Source organism: Hohaiivirga grylli (genome assembly GCF_039655745.1).
GTDB lineage: Bacteria > Pseudomonadota > Alphaproteobacteria > Rhizobiales > Beijerinckiaceae > Hohaiivirga > Hohaiivirga grylli.
Genome location: NZ_JBBYXI010000002.1, coordinates 198,458 through 214,842, shown reverse-complemented (window position 1 = coordinate 214,842; position 16,385 = coordinate 198,458). Strand labels below are relative to the sequence as shown.

The 16,385-nt window shown below is 48.8% G+C and carries 15 protein-coding genes and 1 pseudogene; 3 read left to right on the top strand and 13 right to left on the bottom strand.

The features are described from left to right. Window positions 1–180: 180 nt before the first annotated feature. The 6 genes from WJT86_RS05365 to WJT86_RS05340 all read right to left on the bottom strand — a co-directional run bounded on the left by WJT86_RS05365 (window position 181) and on the right by WJT86_RS05340 (window position 6,071). Window positions 181–384: a DNA gyrase inhibitor YacG gene (locus tag WJT86_RS05365; RefSeq protein ID WP_346336499.1), complete on the bottom strand. Its 204-nt coding sequence runs from the start codon at window positions 382–384 to the stop codon at window positions 181–183. Between the two features lie 19 nt (window positions 385–403). Further along, entirely contained in the window at window positions 404–1,036 is a 633-nt protein-coding gene (locus WJT86_RS05360) for a Maf family nucleotide pyrophosphatase (protein ID WP_346336498.1), read from the bottom strand. After that, on the bottom strand, window positions 1,036–1,899 hold the full coding sequence (gene pssA / locus WJT86_RS05355) for a CDP-diacylglycerol--serine O-phosphatidyltransferase (RefSeq protein WP_346336497.1): 864 nt from the start codon (window positions 1,897–1,899) through the stop codon (window positions 1,036–1,038). Before pssA ends, WJT86_RS05360 begins: the two co-directional genes overlap by 1 nt. Before the next feature lie 64 nt (window positions 1,900–1,963). Beyond that, window positions 1,964–2,656, bottom strand: a complete 693-nt coding sequence (locus WJT86_RS05350; RefSeq protein ID WP_346336496.1) for a phosphatidylserine decarboxylase — start codon at window positions 2,654–2,656, stop codon at window positions 1,964–1,966. Between the two features lie 60 nt (window positions 2,657–2,716). Continuing rightward, window positions 2,717–4,630 carry an ABCB family ABC transporter ATP-binding protein/permease gene (locus tag WJT86_RS05345; RefSeq protein ID WP_346336495.1) on the bottom strand — a complete coding sequence of 638 codons (1,914 nt, stop codon included), beginning with the start codon at window positions 4,628–4,630 and terminating at the stop codon, window positions 2,717–2,719. Window positions 4,631–4,745: 115 nt separating this feature from the next. Continuing rightward, window positions 4,746–6,071, bottom strand: a complete 1,326-nt coding sequence (locus WJT86_RS05340; protein ID WP_346336494.1) for a LysM peptidoglycan-binding domain-containing protein — start codon at window positions 6,069–6,071, stop codon at window positions 4,746–4,748. Between the two features lie 151 nt (window positions 6,072–6,222). Here WJT86_RS05340 and WJT86_RS05335 point away from each other — a divergent pair, with 151 nt between their 5' ends. Beyond that, window positions 6,223–6,789, top strand: a complete 567-nt coding sequence (locus WJT86_RS05335; protein WP_346336493.1) for an LOG family protein — start codon at window positions 6,223–6,225, stop codon at window positions 6,787–6,789. Between the two features lie 335 nt (window positions 6,790–7,124). Here WJT86_RS05335 and WJT86_RS05330 read toward each other — a convergent pair. Together WJT86_RS05330 and cysS are read right to left on the bottom strand one after the other, a co-directional pair. Beyond that, window positions 7,125–8,630, bottom strand: a pseudogene (locus WJT86_RS05330) (DEAD/DEAH box helicase); the annotation flags it as partial. Between the two features lie 268 nt (window positions 8,631–8,898). Next, window positions 8,899–10,299: a cysteine--tRNA ligase gene (gene cysS, locus WJT86_RS05325; RefSeq protein WP_346337050.1), complete on the bottom strand. Its 1,401-nt coding sequence runs from the start codon at window positions 10,297–10,299 to the stop codon at window positions 8,899–8,901. A gap of 205 nt (window positions 10,300–10,504) precedes the next feature. Here cysS and WJT86_RS05320 point away from each other — a divergent pair, with 205 nt between their 5' ends. Then, on the top strand, window positions 10,505–10,852 hold the full coding sequence (locus WJT86_RS05320; RefSeq protein WP_346336491.1) for a hypothetical protein: 348 nt from the start codon (window positions 10,505–10,507) through the stop codon (window positions 10,850–10,852). A 2-nt stretch (window positions 10,853–10,854) separates the two neighbouring features. Here WJT86_RS05320 and WJT86_RS05315 read toward each other — a convergent pair whose 3' ends face one another. After that, window positions 10,855–11,394 carry a CreA family protein gene (locus WJT86_RS05315; protein WP_407066927.1) on the bottom strand — a complete coding sequence of 180 codons (540 nt, stop codon included), beginning with the start codon at window positions 11,392–11,394 and terminating at the stop codon, window positions 10,855–10,857. Between the two features lie 249 nt (window positions 11,395–11,643). Between WJT86_RS05315 and WJT86_RS05310 the strand changes: the two genes are divergently transcribed. Next, window positions 11,644–12,756 carry a DUF2865 domain-containing protein gene (locus WJT86_RS05310; RefSeq protein ID WP_346336489.1) on the top strand — a complete coding sequence of 371 codons (1,113 nt, stop codon included), beginning with the start codon at window positions 11,644–11,646 and terminating at the stop codon, window positions 12,754–12,756. Window positions 12,757–12,814: 58 nt separating this feature from the next. Here WJT86_RS05310 and WJT86_RS05305 read toward each other — a convergent pair whose 3' ends face one another. From WJT86_RS05305 to WJT86_RS05290, 4 genes are all read right to left on the bottom strand, one after another. Further along, window positions 12,815–13,687: an undecaprenyl-diphosphate phosphatase gene (locus WJT86_RS05305; protein WP_346336488.1), complete on the bottom strand. Its 873-nt coding sequence runs from the start codon at window positions 13,685–13,687 to the stop codon at window positions 12,815–12,817. Between the two features lie 100 nt (window positions 13,688–13,787). Continuing rightward, the gene (gltX, locus tag WJT86_RS05300) at window positions 13,788–15,128 is read right to left on the bottom strand and encodes a glutamate--tRNA ligase (RefSeq protein ID WP_346336487.1); all 1,341 of its coding nucleotides are present in this window, start codon (window positions 15,126–15,128) and stop codon (window positions 13,788–13,790) included. 78 nt (window positions 15,129–15,206) lie between these two features. Next, window positions 15,207–15,737: a chromate transporter gene (locus WJT86_RS05295; RefSeq protein ID WP_346336486.1), complete on the bottom strand. Its 531-nt coding sequence runs from the start codon at window positions 15,735–15,737 to the stop codon at window positions 15,207–15,209. Beyond that, complete coding sequence (locus tag WJT86_RS05290; protein ID WP_346336485.1) at window positions 15,737–16,324, bottom strand: chromate transporter; 588 nt, start codon at window positions 16,322–16,324, stop codon at window positions 15,737–15,739. The genes WJT86_RS05295 and WJT86_RS05290 overlap by 1 nt, the downstream gene beginning before the upstream one ends. Window positions 16,325–16,385: the final 61 nt, after the last annotated feature.

The following is a 16,385-nucleotide window of genomic DNA, read 5'->3' as shown; positions in this document are numbered from 1 at the left end:
GTGAATCTTAGTGTAAAGAATTGTACACGATCATTACCGCATAGCTCTGTCCGTTCTAACCAATATACGCATAATGCTCAGCTCGATGAGAGCTGTAACTGATCACGGAATAATGAATAATATCGCTACGCAAAAAAAGCAGTAGCAGGACGTCCTACAACGTCATCAGCCCCGAGTTATCTATTGTTCGGAACTGCCAGATGCCATGCTGTCATCAGCTTCTTCCTCTGTCTGGATGACGTAAGAAGAATTCAGCCAGCGGTGAAGATCAACATCTGCACAACGCTTTGAACAGAATGGTCGAAAATCCTCAGCTGTTGGCTTATCACAAATTGGACAGCGGGACTTTCCCTCTGGTGACTTTATCTGAACAGGCTTACTCATTGTCATTCGCTGTAATAAATCAGGATTTTGTACCATTCCATCCAGAATGAACCGGATAGCCCGCTCCTTCAAGGAGAGAAACCGTTTCATACAATGGTAATCCAACAACAGCATGGAAAGAGCCAACCATATTGATAACAAAGGCACCGGCAAGCCCCTGAATGGCATAACCGCCGGCCTTACCTTTCCATTCATGGCTCGCAAGATAACTCTCGATATCAAGCCGTGATAAACGTTTGAAGCGAACCCTGCTTTCAACTAAACGCCGGCTTGCTTTGCCATGCTGGTTGATAAGACACAAGCCAGTATAAACCCGGTGCGTCCGGCCTGATAGAAGACGCAGACATGCATCTGCCTCCTCCAAAACCTCGGCTTTTGGCAGGATGCGCCTTCCGACAGCAACAACAGTATCGGCAGCAAGGATAACAGAGTTCTCATCCCCTGCCCTTGCTTTGACGCGCTCAGAGGCAACAACCGCCTTCGCAAGAGCAAGGCGTGCGGCAAGCTCACGCGGTGTTTCAAACTTCCCGGGTGTTTCGTCCATATCAGCGGGCTGGAGCCTATCAGGCTCAACACCAATCTGTTGCAGCAATGAAAGCCTTCTCGGAGACGCAGAAGCAAGAACAAGCTTTGGCCGCACAGTTTCAGGCATTAATTTTCGCTCCCCACCTGGTTCTCTGTTGTATCAACGGTTGAAGCGGTATTCGCGTTCCCCTGTTTGGCTTCTTCACGTGCCAGACGACGATACTGAACAAAGCCAAATGGAATAGAGGAAAGAAAACCAAGAGAAATCAGGGTCATCATTGTAAATGGGAAACTGAGAACCAGTCCAATAGCGACAACCAGAGCAATAAAGAGAGGCAATACGACATGCCGTGGGACACTCAAGCCCAGATTCTTGCCGGAGTAGACAGGGATTGTACTGATGGTTAGGAAAGCAATCAGCAGCGTATAAACCGTGATAACAACGGCACCGGCTTCACCAATTGAAATGTCCGTCAACATGGACAGATAAACCGGTAACATAGCCAGCATAGCGCCAGCCGGAGCCGGAACACCGGTAAAGAAGTTATGCTGCCAGTCCGGGCGCGAAGGCGCATCGATCATTGCATTGAAACGGGCCAGACGCAGCGCCATTGACATCGCAAAAATCAAGGCCACAAGCCAGCCGATTGATTTGAGATTGGACAGGCTGAAAGAATAGAGCAGCAAAGCTGGGGCCACACCAAAGCTGATAAAATCCGCAAGAGAATCCAGCTCTGCACCAAAGCGGCTTGTTCCTTTAAGAAGGCGGGCAACACGCCCATCAAGACCGTCTAGGACTGCGGCTCCCAAGATAGAGAAAACGGCAATATCCCAACGTGCATCAAACGAGAAACGAATAGCCGTCAAGCCAAGGCACAACGCAAGCAACGTTATGATATTCGGCACGATAACCCTGAAGGATATCGGACGGAAAAGACGTTTTCTGGATTCATTGCCCTCAGGGGCAAAAGGTGGAAACAGGTCGGTCATATCGTTCTTTGAACAAAAGCAACAAGAGCCTATTCATACAGCTGAACAGGCCCTTCTGCCAACCTTAATCGGTCTGGTAATTGCGGGATGTTTTTTTCGAGCGCAAATCAACCAGCACAGTTTCACCAGCAACGGCTGTTTGCCCAAGGCCAACAAGAACCTCTGATGTCTGGGGAACATAAATATCCAGACGTGATCCAAAGCGAATGAGCCCAAAACGCTCACCAGCGTCAAGCTCAGCCCCTTCTTTGACAAAGCTGACAATACGGCGGGCAACCAGCCCGGCAATCTGAACAACAGCAATTGTTGCCGTTTTACCTTCGATAACCAGCGCATTGCGCTCATTATCATCACTGGCCTTATCCATCTCTGCATTCAGGAACAAGCCGGGTGTATAAACAATCTCTGTTACCTTGCCAGCAATCGGACTGCGGTTCACATGGCAGTTGAAAACGTTCATGAACACGGAAATACGTGTCATTGGCTCTGCTGGAAGATTAAGCTCTGAAGGTGGAACAGCCGTCGTAATCAGGCTGACTTTGCCATCAGCCGGAGAAATAACAAGGCCTTCTTCCTGAGGTGTTACACGTGGCGGGTCACGGAAGAAATAGCAGACCCACAGGGTCAGTATTGTCCCAATCCAGCCCAGTGGGGACCAGAGCCATCCAAGCAGGATCGTGAGGATCAGTGCGATCAGAATGAAGGGATAACCTTCTTTATGTATCGGCACCAGTGCGCCACGTATTGAATCAAACATCTTCTAATTCAGCCTTTAATAAATCTGAGGCGAGAGGTGTGGCAGGCATTACCGCCCGCGTCAACCTTCAAGAGCAACGCGGAAAGAGGTTCCCTCTTCTTCTTCAGCCCGTTTCAGAGTTTCACGCGCTTCATCAGCCTCACGCTGACGGTTCCACATTGAAGCATAGACGCCGCTCTCAGCAAGGAGTTCATTATGAGAACCACGTTCAACAATAATACCCTTATCAAGCACAATGATTTCATCAGCCCCAACCACTGTCGACAATCTGTGGGCAATTACTAGTGTCGTACGGTCACGGGAGACACGATCGAGCGCATCCTGAATTTCCTTCTCTGTGAAGGAATCAAGTGCTGATGTTGCCTCATCGAGAACAAGAATTGGCGGTGACTTAAGAATAGTGCGGGCAATGGCAACACGCTGCTTCTCACCACCTGAAAGCTTCAGACCCCGCTCACCAACGGGCGTATTGAACTTTTCAGGCAGAGAATTGATGAAGCCATCAATCTGGGCAAGGCGTGCAGCCTCTTCAATTTCCTGCTCACTGGCATCCCAGCGGCCGTAACGGATATTGTAGCCAATGGTGTCATTAAACAAGACTGTATCCTGCGGCACCATACCAATCGCGCGGCGAAGCGAGCCCTGCTGCACTTCAGAAATATTCTGCCCATCAATCAGTATTCTGCCATGCTGTGGCTCGTAGAAACGAAACAGCAGACGAGACAATGTCGATTTGCCAGCCCCTGACGGACCAACGATTGCTACCGTTTTTCCAGCTGGAATTTCAAACGAAATACCCCGTAAGATTGGGCGCTCTTTGATATAGGCGAAGTGGATGTCTTCAAACCGGACAACCGCATTATCAACCTGTAGTGGTTTGGCATCCGCCGTATCTTCAATTTCCGGATCCTGCTCAAGAATATTGAACATATCCTCGATATCCGTCAGAGCCTGCTTAATTTCACGGTACAGCATCCCCATGAAGTTCAGTGGGATATAAAGCTGAACCATCATCGTATTGACCAGAACAAAGCTACCGATAGATGCCCGACCGGCTACAATATCCATAACAGACATCACCATGATAACAATCATGCCAATGCTGAAGATGATTGCCTGCCCGGCATTCAGAACAGCAAGCGACGTGTAAGTCTGAACAGATGCCTGCTCATAGCGTTCAACCGATACGTCATAACGCTCGGCCTCTCTTTGCTCGGCATTAAAGTATTTAACTGTCTCATAATTGAGAAGTGAATCAACGGCTTTTGTATTGGCTTCAACGTCAGATTCATTCATCCGCTTGCGGATCGTCATACGCCATTCGGTCGCCTTATAGGTATAGACCAAATAGACGGTCACCATTACCAGAACAACCAATGAATAAAGCCAGTTAAACTGCCAGGCGAGAATGCCAAGAACGAGCACAAACTCAACAATTGTTGAGATAAGCATCGCAACGACAAGACGTGAAAGCTCTTCGATCCCCTTACGCCCACGCTCAAGAATACGTGTCAGACCTCCCATTCTGCGCTCAAGATGGAACCGCAGTGATAGCTTATGAATATGCTCAAACGTCTCTAAAGCAAGCTTACGAACGGCATTCATTGCTACTTTGGCAAAAATAGCATCGCGCATCTGTGTTAGAATTGCTGTCAGAATACGTGATAGCCCATAGGCAATGGTCATAATGACCGGGGCTTTCCAGAGCCATGAACCATCCGCACTGGCCAGCGCTTCAGCCGGGTTGACTGAATTTGCCACCGCAATCAACGCATCCGTTGCCCATTTAAAAGTAAAGGGCGTCAACATTGTCACAACTTTACTGGCCAGCAGCACAGCAAAGGCGAGGTAAATTCTGATTTGTAGATCACGTCGGTTGCTTGGCCACAGATAAGGTTGAAGTTTACGCAGTGTTACTCCCAAACCTGATTTTTTCTGTTGTTGACCAGAGGATGACTGCTGGGATTGGGACATTGTTATACACTTGCCTTCTTAAGAAAAACGGCCATTGAGACTGGCCGTAATACATTCTCATAAAACGGATAATCATAGAGAGCGATGCTAAAGCGCACCTTCCATTCAGATGGTATTATTTTTGTGGTGCTTCAAGAGGCGGCAGAACAAGAATCTGCCCCGGGTAGATTACATCCGGGTCTTTAATCTTACGCAGGTTGGCATCATAGATTTCCAGATAAAGATAGCCATTGCCATAACGGCGCTCACTAATCTTCCAAAGGCTGTCACCATAGCCAACCGTTTCTGTCTCAATTGCGGTTACAATAACTTTTGCAGGTGAATTCTCGGCAGAACCCGCCTTGCCATCACCAGCCAGTACCCGACGCCCATTGATATCCGGCAGATTAAACTTCACTTCTGATTTTGATTTGACGGCATTGGAAACCGGATCAACCTCATCAATGCGAACAACATAATCTCCGGGAACCATCCCTTTCGCAATAGCAAAGAATACCCGGCCTTCACTATCAGCTCCGCCTGGCGCAACCATTGTTCCATTCAGATAAAGCTTCACAGAGGCACCCGGTGCAGCACTGCCAGAAACCAGCAGTCGACCACTATTTCTGGTTTCAACGGTAGATATCTGGACACTCGGCCGCGCATTCACAGGGGACTTGCCTTCCTGTGTCTGCTGATCTGACTGTTCGACATGCCTGCTATCAGGACTATCGGGATTTGAGAGCACAACTGTTGGCTTATCCGGCGAAACAAGAGCAACCAATGGTCGACGCTTCTTGTCACGGTTAATCATAACAGTAACGCTCTCTTTGGAATTTTCACGCGTACCGTCAGGAGAAATGGACTGCAGATAAATACTGCTGGGGCCGGCAGGAAGTGCTGGCGCAGAAAAAGCAAACAGACCTGAGGTATCGGCCACAGCACGGGCATAAACCTCACCATCGCGCATCAGCTCAACCGTCGCACCCGGTGCAACACGTCCTGAGAAGACATTATCACCATTTGGTTCGATCCGGACATGCCCGAATGTCGGATATATAATACCACTGTTCTGTTTAGAAACGGGAGACGACATCTCTGAAGAAGATGGCATCTTAGAAGTGCCCGTATCACTTGATGACAAAGTATTTCCACTTTCAGGTTTTGTACCCGTACCCGTTGAAGGTGCAGCCTGACCAGATGTGGTGCTTCCATCTGTGTTGTGAGACTTGGTTTTAACCTGTGGGGCCTTGGAAACTTCTCCCTTATCACCCTGTGGTTTGGATGATTCTGGTGAATCATCTCCAGCGGAATTAGGCTTCGAATTATTCTGGCTTGTTTCAGAGCCACCATTCTGGCTGCCAGCGGGCTCCCAATAGAGCGTTCCAACCATGACTGCCACAACAAATACAGCGGCAGCGCCCATCAGCGCATATATGCCGTTGCCTTGTTGTTGCTTCATGATCTCTCCCTCAGAATAAAAAACTGCCAATATGCTCTTAAACCCGCTTATACGATAGAAATCCAGAGGGTGTAAGAATAAACACGTGTAAATTACCGGCTGTCCATTTATACCAGCCTCATATCATCCCCACTTGAAAAGCGCACAAGAAATGAAAAATCCAAATTCCATCTGCGTATATTGCGGCTCATCTGCAGGAAATAACCCTGAATTTACACAAGCAGCCCAATATCTTGGCCAGAAAATGGCAAATGAAAATATTAGACTGGTTTATGGGGGCGGAAAGCTCGGTTTAATGGGGATTATTGCCACATCAGTCATTGAAAATGGCGGTCGGGTTTGTGGAATCATTCCTGAATTTCTGCGCGCAAAAGAGCAGACTTTCGAGCAGGCACAGGAAATATTTGTCGTACCAGACATGCATACCCGCAAGCGGATGATGTTTGAACGAGCTGATGCTTTTGTTGCCATGCCCGGCGGGGTTGGCACTCTTGAAGAACTAATTGAAATGCTCACATGGGGGCAACTTGGCCGCCATCACTGCCCTATCGTGCTTCTCAATATCAATGGTTTCTGGGAGCCGCTGTTAGAATTATTCTCACACATGCAGGCTCAGGGCTTTATTCGTCCGAACCTTGAGCTGAGCTATATCGTTGCGAATAGCGCAGAGGAGGTCATTCCCAAAATCAGGGAAGCGATTGAGAACAGAACCAAATAAAAAAGGGAGCCAGTGGCTCCCTCTTAATTTTAGCGCTTGCTTGATTTTCTCAAGGTTGCATCACCGGTTGGTGCGGCACTGCGCGGATTGTTACGACCGGAAAACTTCTTCTTCGCAGAAGATGGACGGCTGAAGCTTCTGCCCTCGCCACCTCTTGAAGAGCCTCTGTCTGCAAAGTTCTTGTCACCAAATCCTCTGCCCTCAAAAGACCTCTTACCTTCAAAAGACTTTTTGCCTTCTGAACTTCTTTTTACTTCAGAAGTTTTGTTGCCTTCGAATTTCCGTGGCTCTGATCTCTTCTGATCAGACTTACGGGAATCGGATTTCCAAGAATCCGACTTTCTTGGAGAATCTGACTTTCTTGGTGCAGAAGACTTTGGAGCTCTGCGAGCTTCACCTTCAAAGCTGGAGAACTCTGTTGCACGTGGCTCAAAGTCTGATCTCTTCTTTGGCTTGTCAAACTTTCTCGCACTGTCAGGTTTAGGCCCCTTCTTGAAAGGCTTATCCTTTTTCTGCCATTCTGTGGCCTTGCCAAATTGCTCGTCCCTGTTCTTCTTCGGACGATCATCACGGCTCTGTCCATCACGAGCACGGGATGTATTTTCATGTGCACCACGCTCTGGACGTGGCTTACTGCCACGACGGCCACCACGTTTCTTTTCTTCTTCATCAGTGAAGACGGAAACATCTGGTTCAAAGGCTGTTTTCTCAAGATCTGCCGGTGTTGGCATGACCGGTACTTTCTGACGAATCAGACGCTCAATATCCCGCAGATAAGCCCGCTCTTCCTTATTACAGAAGGAAATAGCCATACCTTCAGCGCCTGCACGAGCAGTACGGCCAATACGGTGAACATAGGATTCAGGAACGTTTGGCAAATCGAAGTTGATGACGTGTGAGACACCATCTACGTCAATACCACGTGCAGCAATATCTGTTGCAATCAATATCGGAACATCACCGGCACGGAATGCCTTCAGAGCCTGCTCACGCTTGGCCTGAGACTTGTTACCATGAATAGCGGATGCCTTCACATTAACGCGGGAAAGATGCTTCACAACACGATCAGCACCGTGTTTTGTACGTGTGAAGATCAATGCACGCTCAATGGCATGGGTATTCAGAACACGCTCAAGCATTGACTGCTTCTGTGGTGTTCCAACGAAGACAACCTGCTGAGAGACACGCTCTGCAGTTGATGAAACTGGCGATACAGAAACTTCAATCGGATCTTTGAGAAACTGCGCAGCAAGTGATGCGATTGTCTTTGGCATAGTTGCCGAAAAGAAAAGTGTCTGACGCTGCTTAGGCAACAATGTCACGATACGACGCAGTGCATGAATGAAGCCAAGATCAAGCATCTGGTCAGCTTCATCCAGAACAAGATAATCAACATCTGAAAGATTAAGCGCTCTGCGATCAATCAGATCAAGCAGACGGCCCGGTGTTGCAACAAGCACGTCTGTTCCGCGCAGCATCTGCTTTTCATGACGCGGTACAGGTACACCACCAAAGATAACCGTGGTTGATACTTTCAGAAAACGACCATAGCTCTTGACGTTATCGGCAATCTGGCTTGCCAACTCACGTGTTGGGCTCAGAATGAGTGCCCGACAATGCTTTGGCTTCAAAGGTTTGGAAGATTGTGAAATATGCTGCAGCAAAGGCAGGGAAAAGGCAGCTGTCTTGCCTGTACCGGTCTGGGCAATACCGCAAAGATCATGGCCTGCAAGAACGTGAGGAATAGCCTGCTGCTGAATTGGAGTCGGCTTTTCATAGCCTTCTGCACTTAATGCTTTAAGCAGAGGCGCAGCCAGACCGAGGTCACTAAATTGTGTCAAATTACAAACTTTCAGATAGCACAACAGACGCACCCGGCTGGAATCCCAACCGGGTCTGTAATGCGGAGGTAACGAGACGATCCGCGTGACAAGATGGCGTCTAAGGAAATTGTTTAGGGGCTTACCGGACCTGACAAACAGGCGCTTCACGCAGGCATTGCCCTGAGCATCTAAAAATGCTTACCCGTGCGATATGGGCCTATTAAGCCTTGAAGTCAATGAAAAAGAAACGGGCGGTCATAAAACAACCGCCCGGGAACATATAATTTTAGCGGGAAACTTCCCATGTTGTGGTGCCATCCTTGTTGTCTTTAACAACAACACCCATTGCAGCGAGTGCATCACGCAAACGATCTGACTCTGCCCAGTTTTTATCCGCGCGTGCCTGTTTACGCTCTGCGATCAGCGCCTCAACAGCATCTGCATCAACTGAAACGACAGATGCCCGCCTTGCTGCCCACTGCTCCAGAGTATCTTTGAGGAAACCAAGAGCCCGTAAGTTGGCAATCAGCTCTTCCTTTTGGCCGGAAGAATCCAGTCCATGCAGTTCAGCAATGGCTTTAGGTGTATTGAGATCATCAGCAAGTGCTTCAATCACCTTCGCACTCAATGAAGGCTTAATTGACGAGACATCAAACTCCTTGAGCAAGGCATACCAGCGATTGAGTATCTTCTCGCTCTCCTCCAGCCCACGAACAGTCCAGTCAAACGGCTGCCTGTAATGAGTGCGCAGCATATTAAAACGAAGCACCTCACCCGGCCAGTCAGCAAGCGCCTCACGGATTGTAATGAAGTTGCCCAATGACTTGGACATCTTTTCACCCTCAACCTGTAAGAAACCGTTATGCATCCATACATTGGCCATAACAGATGTACCAAAGCAGCAACGGCTTTGGGCAATCTCATTCTCATGGTGAGGAAAGACCAGATCAATACCACCACCGTGGATATCAAATGTTTCACCCAGATGTTTCCACGACATCGCCGAGCATTCAATATGCCATCCCGGACGTCCGCAAACTGTAATTCCGGCAGGCGAGTCCCATGACGGCTCACCCGGCTTGGATGGCTTCCATAAGACGAAATCCATTGGTGAGCGCTTATAAGGCGCAACATCGACACGGGCGCCGGCTTCCATTTCATCTAATGGGCGGCGTGACAGAGAACCGTAGTCCTGCATGGATGGAACACTGAATAATACATGATCTTCAGCAACATAAGCATGGCCATTCTCTACCAGCTTATCAATCAGCACACGCATTTCGGCGATATGCTCCGTTGCACGCGGCTCAATAAAGGATGGTTTTTGCCCTGGTAGATTGACATCTTCCGGCATCAATACGCCGAGTTCCCGAATATCATCATGGAACTGCCTGGCTGTTTCTTCCGTCACCTCACGAATGGAAACACCACGCTCCATCGCACGGGCATTAATTTTATCGTCAACATCCGTAATATTCCGAACATAGGTAACATGCTCAACGCCATAAACATGGCGGAGCAAACGGAACATAAGATCAAAAACGATGATAGGTCGTGCGTTACCGATATGGGCAAAATCATAAACTGTCGGGCCACATGCATAAACGCGTACATTTTCCGGATCGATGGGAGTAAAGCGATCCTTTGAACGTGTCAGCGTATTATAAAATTTCAGTTCCGACAGCATCATCAACCTATTCACGTTTATTCTGAGAGCCTTCGAAAGCTATTGCTGTTGAATATTCATACGTCAAGCTCTGACAAGCAGATCGCGTTTAAACTTTCTTCATGCATCTGTGCCTAAATGCCCTCGTACGGATTTACGCTTCAGCCAAATCTGTACGGCAAACCATTATATCTCAACTAAATCTTCTGTTGCGCCGAGGTCTTCCATGCGCCCTGTGTTGTTCTTTGCCGGTTTCCTGAGCTTTCTTGTGATTGCCGCTGGTTCTTTTGCCAGCATCATCGAACAGGACAATACGCCTGAGATACAGACCTCAGAGCAGACTTTCTTTATTCCCCGCAACCATGGCAGCGGAATTACAGAATGTCTTTCAGAGCACAATGAATGTGGTCAGGCAGCAGCAACCTCAATCTGCTCTTCAAAGGGCTTTAACAAGCTGGTCTCATTTGGAGAAGCCTCTGCTGAAGATATGACGGCCAGTATCACGAAGCTACAGAAGGGAAGCCTTGTCCAGGGAATGAAAGACATCCCGTTTCTGGTGACTTGCGCACGCTGAAACTATTTCAGCCAGTCAGAACAGCGCTGGGGAGCCTCTTCTCCACCCCACGGCTGAATGGCAAAACTTGATGTTGAGTTCTTAGGTGATCCTTCAATCGGTCTGTCTGAATAAACCATATAGACCATGATATTACGTTTAGGGTCACAGCTGCGCACAATGTGCATCCGTTTGAAAACCAGAGAACGTCGTTCTCTGAAAACTTCTGAGCCCTGTTCGAATTTCTCTTTGAACTTTACCTGACCATACTGGCGGCAAGAGATGGAGATATCAGAGACTTCCTCCGCCATGCCAAGCGTACCGGAAACCCCGCCAATTTCTGGCAGGGTGTAATGACAGGCGACACCTTCAATAACCGGGTCGTCCATACCGTAAACCGCCAGCTTGTCATTCGGCGTCAGCGCACGCCAGACAATTGACTTTTTAAAGAGTAGGTCACGGTCATCAGCAGCATGCGCACTCGTCAACAAAGCCTGAGCGAGAAGTGCGCCTGTGACAGTTATTGCGATAGCCAGCCATTTTCCTGTTATTTTACCAGTTATCATTTCCTGTCCTCATCTCTTACCGATATCTGCTCATTGTATTGATATGTCCCAAGCTTGGCATATCAAGCCCAGAAAAAATTTCATAAACATTTTCTCTGAACTTCCAATAAATAAGTTAAATATGGAAAGTGCCACTTTCAACTTGCTTCAACTCACGTTAATCACAATACGGACACGTTTTACGTTTCAAAAGGGCAATGCTATACCGCCCTGATTATTGAAACCAATTTTAGGACAAGCTGTTTTATGGCTTTTCGTGCATTTCTCACATCGGCTTTAGTTGCAGGCCTTTTTATTATATCAGGTAGTGCTTTTGCACAAAGCCCTGAATGTAACCGCTTCAGAGCCGAGCTGGATAATCTTAACCGGACCGGTGGCGCTTCTCAGGCTGTTCTTCGTCAAAGGCAAGAACTTGAGCGGATGAGAGGATATTACACCTCTATCGGGTGTAACCGCCGTGGTTTCTTCTTCTCATCACCTCCACCTGAAGAATGCCCGGCTATTGCCCAGCGCATTCGGGGCATGGAAGCAAGCCTTGGAAGACTGGAGCCATCCCGCGCAGAAGTTGATGCACGTCGCCAGCAACTGATCGCAGCAATCAACCGCAGCTGTTCTGGTGGCGGTGATAACCGTAATTTCTTTGATCGCCTGTTTGGAAATGATCCGGGACAGCAGCAGATGCAGGATCCGAATGCACCTATTGCTGAAGATCCTTCTACACCACGTCTGGGTGGTAGCCGCGTTGTATGCGTGCGCCTGTGTGATGGATATAATTTCCCACTTTCAAATTCAGGGCGTGGAAGCGCGGATGAAATGTGTCAGGCACTCTGCCCTGCTGCAGATACCCGCGCCTTCTCAATGCCAGCCTCAGATGACGGTCTGAAGTTTGCGGCATCTGTATCAGGCCATACGCCGTATACATCCTTGCCAAATGCCTTCAAATTCCTTCAGGTACGTGACCCATCATGTAACTGCAAAGCAGACAACCAGAAATGGTCTGAAGTTTTACAGGGCGCTGAACAACTTCTAGACAGACACGACACCATTGTCAGCGCAGAACGCGCGGCTGAAATGTCTCGTGCACCTGCAATGCGTAAGCAGGCTGCAATCGCCAAAAAGGCTGAACAGGCTGAAACGGCAGAATCCCAGGCCGCTGCAAAAGAAGGTGAATCGGCACCGACAGCAGGTCGTGAATCTGCCGGTATCGGCCCACAGTCCATTGAAAGTGGCCGTGTTGTTGGAGTGAATGAAGGTGTAAAGATTGAAGGTAAGGCCAGCGATGGCAGCAAACGCACGATCCGCGTTATTACACCATCATCACTGCCAGCTAATCTGACGGATGAAGGCGAAAGTAATTAAACTTTCTCACAGTCAAATATCAAAAGCCTGCGTGATATTTCCCGCAGGCTTTTTTATTTCAACTGATAAAACCACCAAACGCAGCACCCAGTAAAACAAGCCCAAGCAGTCCGCGATAAATGATGAAGGGCCATGTTGAGAATTTCTCAAGAAAGCGCATCAAACCCCAAACCGCAACAAAAGCGGAAATACTGCCAATCAGAAGCCCCCAGCCAAGCATCATCCATGCTTCCTGCGAGAGCTCAGCGTTATAAAGAACCCATAGCTCTTTCATCCCTGCCAGAAAAATCGCAGGCATACCGATCAGGAATGAAAAGCGTGCTGCCTCTTCGCGCCGGAAACCTAAAAACAACGCTGCTGTCAGCGTGGAGCCTGAACGCGAAACACCCGGAATAAGGGCCCCGACCTGAGCCAGACCAACAATCAATGCATCACGCAGACCCATGCCCTCTGTATTGCGATAATGACTGCAGGTAATTTCAGCCCCTGCCATCAGTACAGCCATGACAATACAGCTAAAACCCATGACCTCAATACTGCGCAGCCACGTTCCGCAGGCATTCAGGCTTTGGGACATTGCAAAGCCCACAATCGCAATCGGGAGTGTCGCAAGAACAATACCAATCGCCAGGCGTAACCATGGGCTGTAATAATCACCCGTGCGGATGGCTGTAACAGAACCAAACACAATATTCCGGATATCACGCCAGAAATAGCTGACAACCGCAACAAGTGCCGCCAGTTGCATCACAGCGGAGAAGGCTGAACCCGGGTCCTGCCAGCCAAAGGCTGCTGGGACAATACGCATATGTGCAGTTGAGGAGATGGGTAAAAGCTCGGATATGCCCTGAACGACACCAAGTGTTGCAATTTTAGAATACCCAAGTGCAACAAAACCTGTGTCAACACCGGCAGAGCAAACATCAGCCATACTTAAAAGACTCTTCTCCGAATCGAATGATAGTGTCTCAACACTATCATCAGATGCATATGAAATAAGTCTTTAATCTTGGCTATTCACTAATCTTGCTTCAGGCCTTTTTGCCACTCAGTCTTTGCAGGGTTTTATCCCGGCCAATCAGAGGAAGGAGAGCAGCAAGTTCTGGGCCATGCCCAACACCCGTTACAGCAAGCCGCAAAGGCATAAACAGGTCTTTACCCTTAGCACCCGTTTCTGCCTTCACTGCTTCCGTCCACTGCTTCCATATTGTTGTATCCCACGGAGCTTCTGGAAGCACGGCAGCGGCTTTTGCAATGAAATCCGGGTTCTCAATAACCGGTGTAATAGGCCCATTGACCACATCCCACCATTCACGCGCCTGTGGCAGACGGACAAGATTTGTACGAACCGCTAACCAGAAATCCTCACCACCTTCGATTGAAAGTGCTTTAAGACGTGCTTCTGCAACCGCATAAGGCATTTCATGCACGAGCCGGGCATTCAGATGCTCAAGTTCATGCTCATCAAATTTGGCTGGCGCACGGGAAATATGCGAGAAATCAATAAGCGCAGCCAGTTCATCCAGTGTCGGGATCGCACGAACAGCTTCAGCGGAGCCAACCAGAACAGCCAAAGAGGCAACAGCCATCGGCTCCATACCATCTTCACGCAATGAAGACAGAGACAGGTGGCCCAAACGTTTTGAAAGCCCCTCACCGCGTGCTGTTGTCAAAAGATTATGATGCCCAAAGACAGGGACATCAGCTCCCAGAGCTTCGAATATCTGCACCTGCACAGCTGTATTGGTGACATGGTCTTCACCACGAATAATATGGGTTACGCCCATATCTGCGTCATCTGTTACCGATGGCAATGTGTAGAGATATGTCCCATCTTCTCGGATCAGGACAGGGTCAGACAGAGAAGCACAATCAACCTTACACTCACCCCGGATCAGATCATTCCATGTAACAACGCGATGATCGAGCTTGAAGCGCCAGTGCGGGCGGCGTCCCTGGGCTTCCAGATCCTTGCGGTCTTCATCTGCCAGTTTAAGTGCTGCTCTGTCATAGACAGGTGGCAAACCACGGGCCAGCTGGCGGCGACGACGCATTTCAAGTTCTTCCGCCGTTTCATAACAGGCATAAAGCAGCCCGGCTTTACGCAAACGCTCTGCAACCTCATCGTAAATACCAAATCGTTTCGACTGATACTCAACACGAGCAGGTTCTATACCCAACCAGCCTAAATCAACGGTTATTGCATCAATATACTCCTGACGGGAACGCTCCAGATCGGTATCATCAAAACGCAAAATGAAGCTACCGCCCTCGCGTCGTGCGAACAGCGCATTGAGCAGAGCCGTTCTGGCATTGCCGATATGAATGAGCCCAGTAGGTGAAGGTGCAAAGCGTACGATAGGTTTTGTCATGTTATGCCTTATGACGAAGCGCTCTCATGAATACAATCGCCTTTTACACGGAGCGATAGAAATTCCCAGTTAAATACCTCAAATGACTCCAAAGGCCCCCAACAGAGCACCTAGGGCGAGAATGTGAAGCGGGTTTTTCTTTGCAACCAGTATATAGAGTACTGCAGCAATTGTGATAAGGATTGTTCCGATGCTGTCGCTGGTTGTTTTTGTTAAGAGAAACGCACTGGCAAGAACCAGACCAACGGTCACAGGTGCAAGCCCACGCTCTGCCAAGCGATACCATGATTTACTGCCCCAGCGTGGCAGTAATCGCGAGACGGTATAGGTCAGGCAGAAGGCAGGTAAAACCATCGCCACTGTTGCTACAACTGCCCCCATAAAACCTGCAACCTGCCAGCCAATCAGGGTGACCACCATAACATTTGGCCCCGGCGCCGCCTGAGCCAGAGCGAAGAGATGGGTAAAGGTCGTGCTGTCCATCCAGTGGTTCAGGTCAACAACCATACGGTGCATCTCTGGTAAAGCGGCACTTGCTCCACCAAACGCAATGAGAGAAATAAGCCCGAAGTTGAGAGCAAGCTGGCCCAGTATTTTTCCCTGATCCATTAGCGTCTCCCGAGCAGCCACAAGACAAGGATGCTTGCGGGCGCAAGAATCGCAACAACCCACAGAAGTGGCAGCTTGAGAACCGTAATACCCATAACAGCCAGTATTGTTACGATGATCGCATGCGGCGTTCGGCAAACAGGCAGCATGATCTTGATGCCCATCGAAATCACAAGTCCGGAAGCCGCCGCAGAAACACCGCGGAATATATTCTCTACAAACGGAACGCCAGCATATTTTGAATAGAAAATCGCGAACAAAATAACGATAAAGAATGGCGCCGTAAAAAGCCCGGCAATTGCACTCACCGATCCTCTTATTCCGGCAAAGCGAGAGCCCAGACACACAGCCATATTCCCCACATTTGCGCCGGGAAGTATCTGGCAGATTGAAAGCATATTGATGAATTCTTCCTCAGAAAGCCAACGTCTCTGTTCAACAACCATACGACGAATCCATGGCATCACGCCGCCAAAACCAACGATGCCAATCAGGAAGAATCCGATAAACAGTTCATGACACTTAACCTCATGAACTGGCGGCAAACGATTTTGAGGGGGCGATGTCGATATAACAGTTTCTGACATGGAAAATCCTCAGCCTATGCTGGAAAGCAAGGCATAGCTTTATCCTCAACTAAGAACAACT

What these genes read in the sequence shown, in the direction of transcription:
- WJT86_RS05340 (WP_346336494.1), bottom strand. Translation starts at nt 6,071, where the DNA reads ATGAAGCAACAACAAGGCAACGGCATATATGCGCTGATGGGCGCTGCC.
- cysS (WP_346337050.1), bottom strand. Translation starts at nt 10,299, where the DNA reads ATGCTGTCGGAACTGAAATTTTATAATACGCTGACACGTTCAAAGGAT.
- WJT86_RS05290 (WP_346336485.1), bottom strand. Translation starts at nt 16,324, where the DNA reads ATGTCAGAAACTGTTATATCGACATCGCCCCCTCAAAATCGTTTGCCG.
- WJT86_RS05335 (WP_346336493.1), top strand. Translation starts at nt 6,223, where the DNA reads ATGAAAAATCCAAATTCCATCTGCGTATATTGCGGCTCATCTGCAGGA.
- WJT86_RS05350 (WP_346336496.1), bottom strand. Translation starts at nt 2,656, where the DNA reads ATGTTTGATTCAATACGTGGCGCACTGGTGCCGATACATAAAGAAGGT.
- WJT86_RS05365 (WP_346336499.1), bottom strand. Translation starts at nt 384, where the DNA reads ATGAGTAAGCCTGTTCAGATAAAGTCACCAGAGGGAAAGTCCCGCTGT.
- WJT86_RS05310 (WP_346336489.1), top strand. Translation starts at nt 11,644, where the DNA reads ATGGCTTTTCGTGCATTTCTCACATCGGCTTTAGTTGCAGGCCTTTTT.
- WJT86_RS05320 (WP_346336491.1), top strand. Translation starts at nt 10,505, where the DNA reads ATGCGCCCTGTGTTGTTCTTTGCCGGTTTCCTGAGCTTTCTTGTGATT.
- WJT86_RS05360 (WP_346336498.1), bottom strand. Translation starts at nt 1,036, where the DNA reads ATGCCTGAAACTGTGCGGCCAAAGCTTGTTCTTGCTTCTGCGTCTCCG.
- WJT86_RS05295 (WP_346336486.1), bottom strand. Translation starts at nt 15,737, where the DNA reads ATGGATCAGGGAAAAATACTGGGCCAGCTTGCTCTCAACTTCGGGCTT.
- WJT86_RS05345 (WP_346336495.1), bottom strand. Translation starts at nt 4,630, where the DNA reads ATGTCCCAATCCCAGCAGTCATCCTCTGGTCAACAACAGAAAAAATCA.
- gltX (WP_346336487.1), bottom strand. Translation starts at nt 15,128, where the DNA reads ATGACAAAACCTATCGTACGCTTTGCACCTTCACCTACTGGGCTCATT.
- pssA (WP_346336497.1), bottom strand. Translation starts at nt 1,899, where the DNA reads ATGACCGACCTGTTTCCACCTTTTGCCCCTGAGGGCAATGAATCCAGA.
- WJT86_RS05305 (WP_346336488.1), bottom strand. Translation starts at nt 13,687, where the DNA reads ATGGCTGATGTTTGCTCTGCCGGTGTTGACACAGGTTTTGTTGCACTT.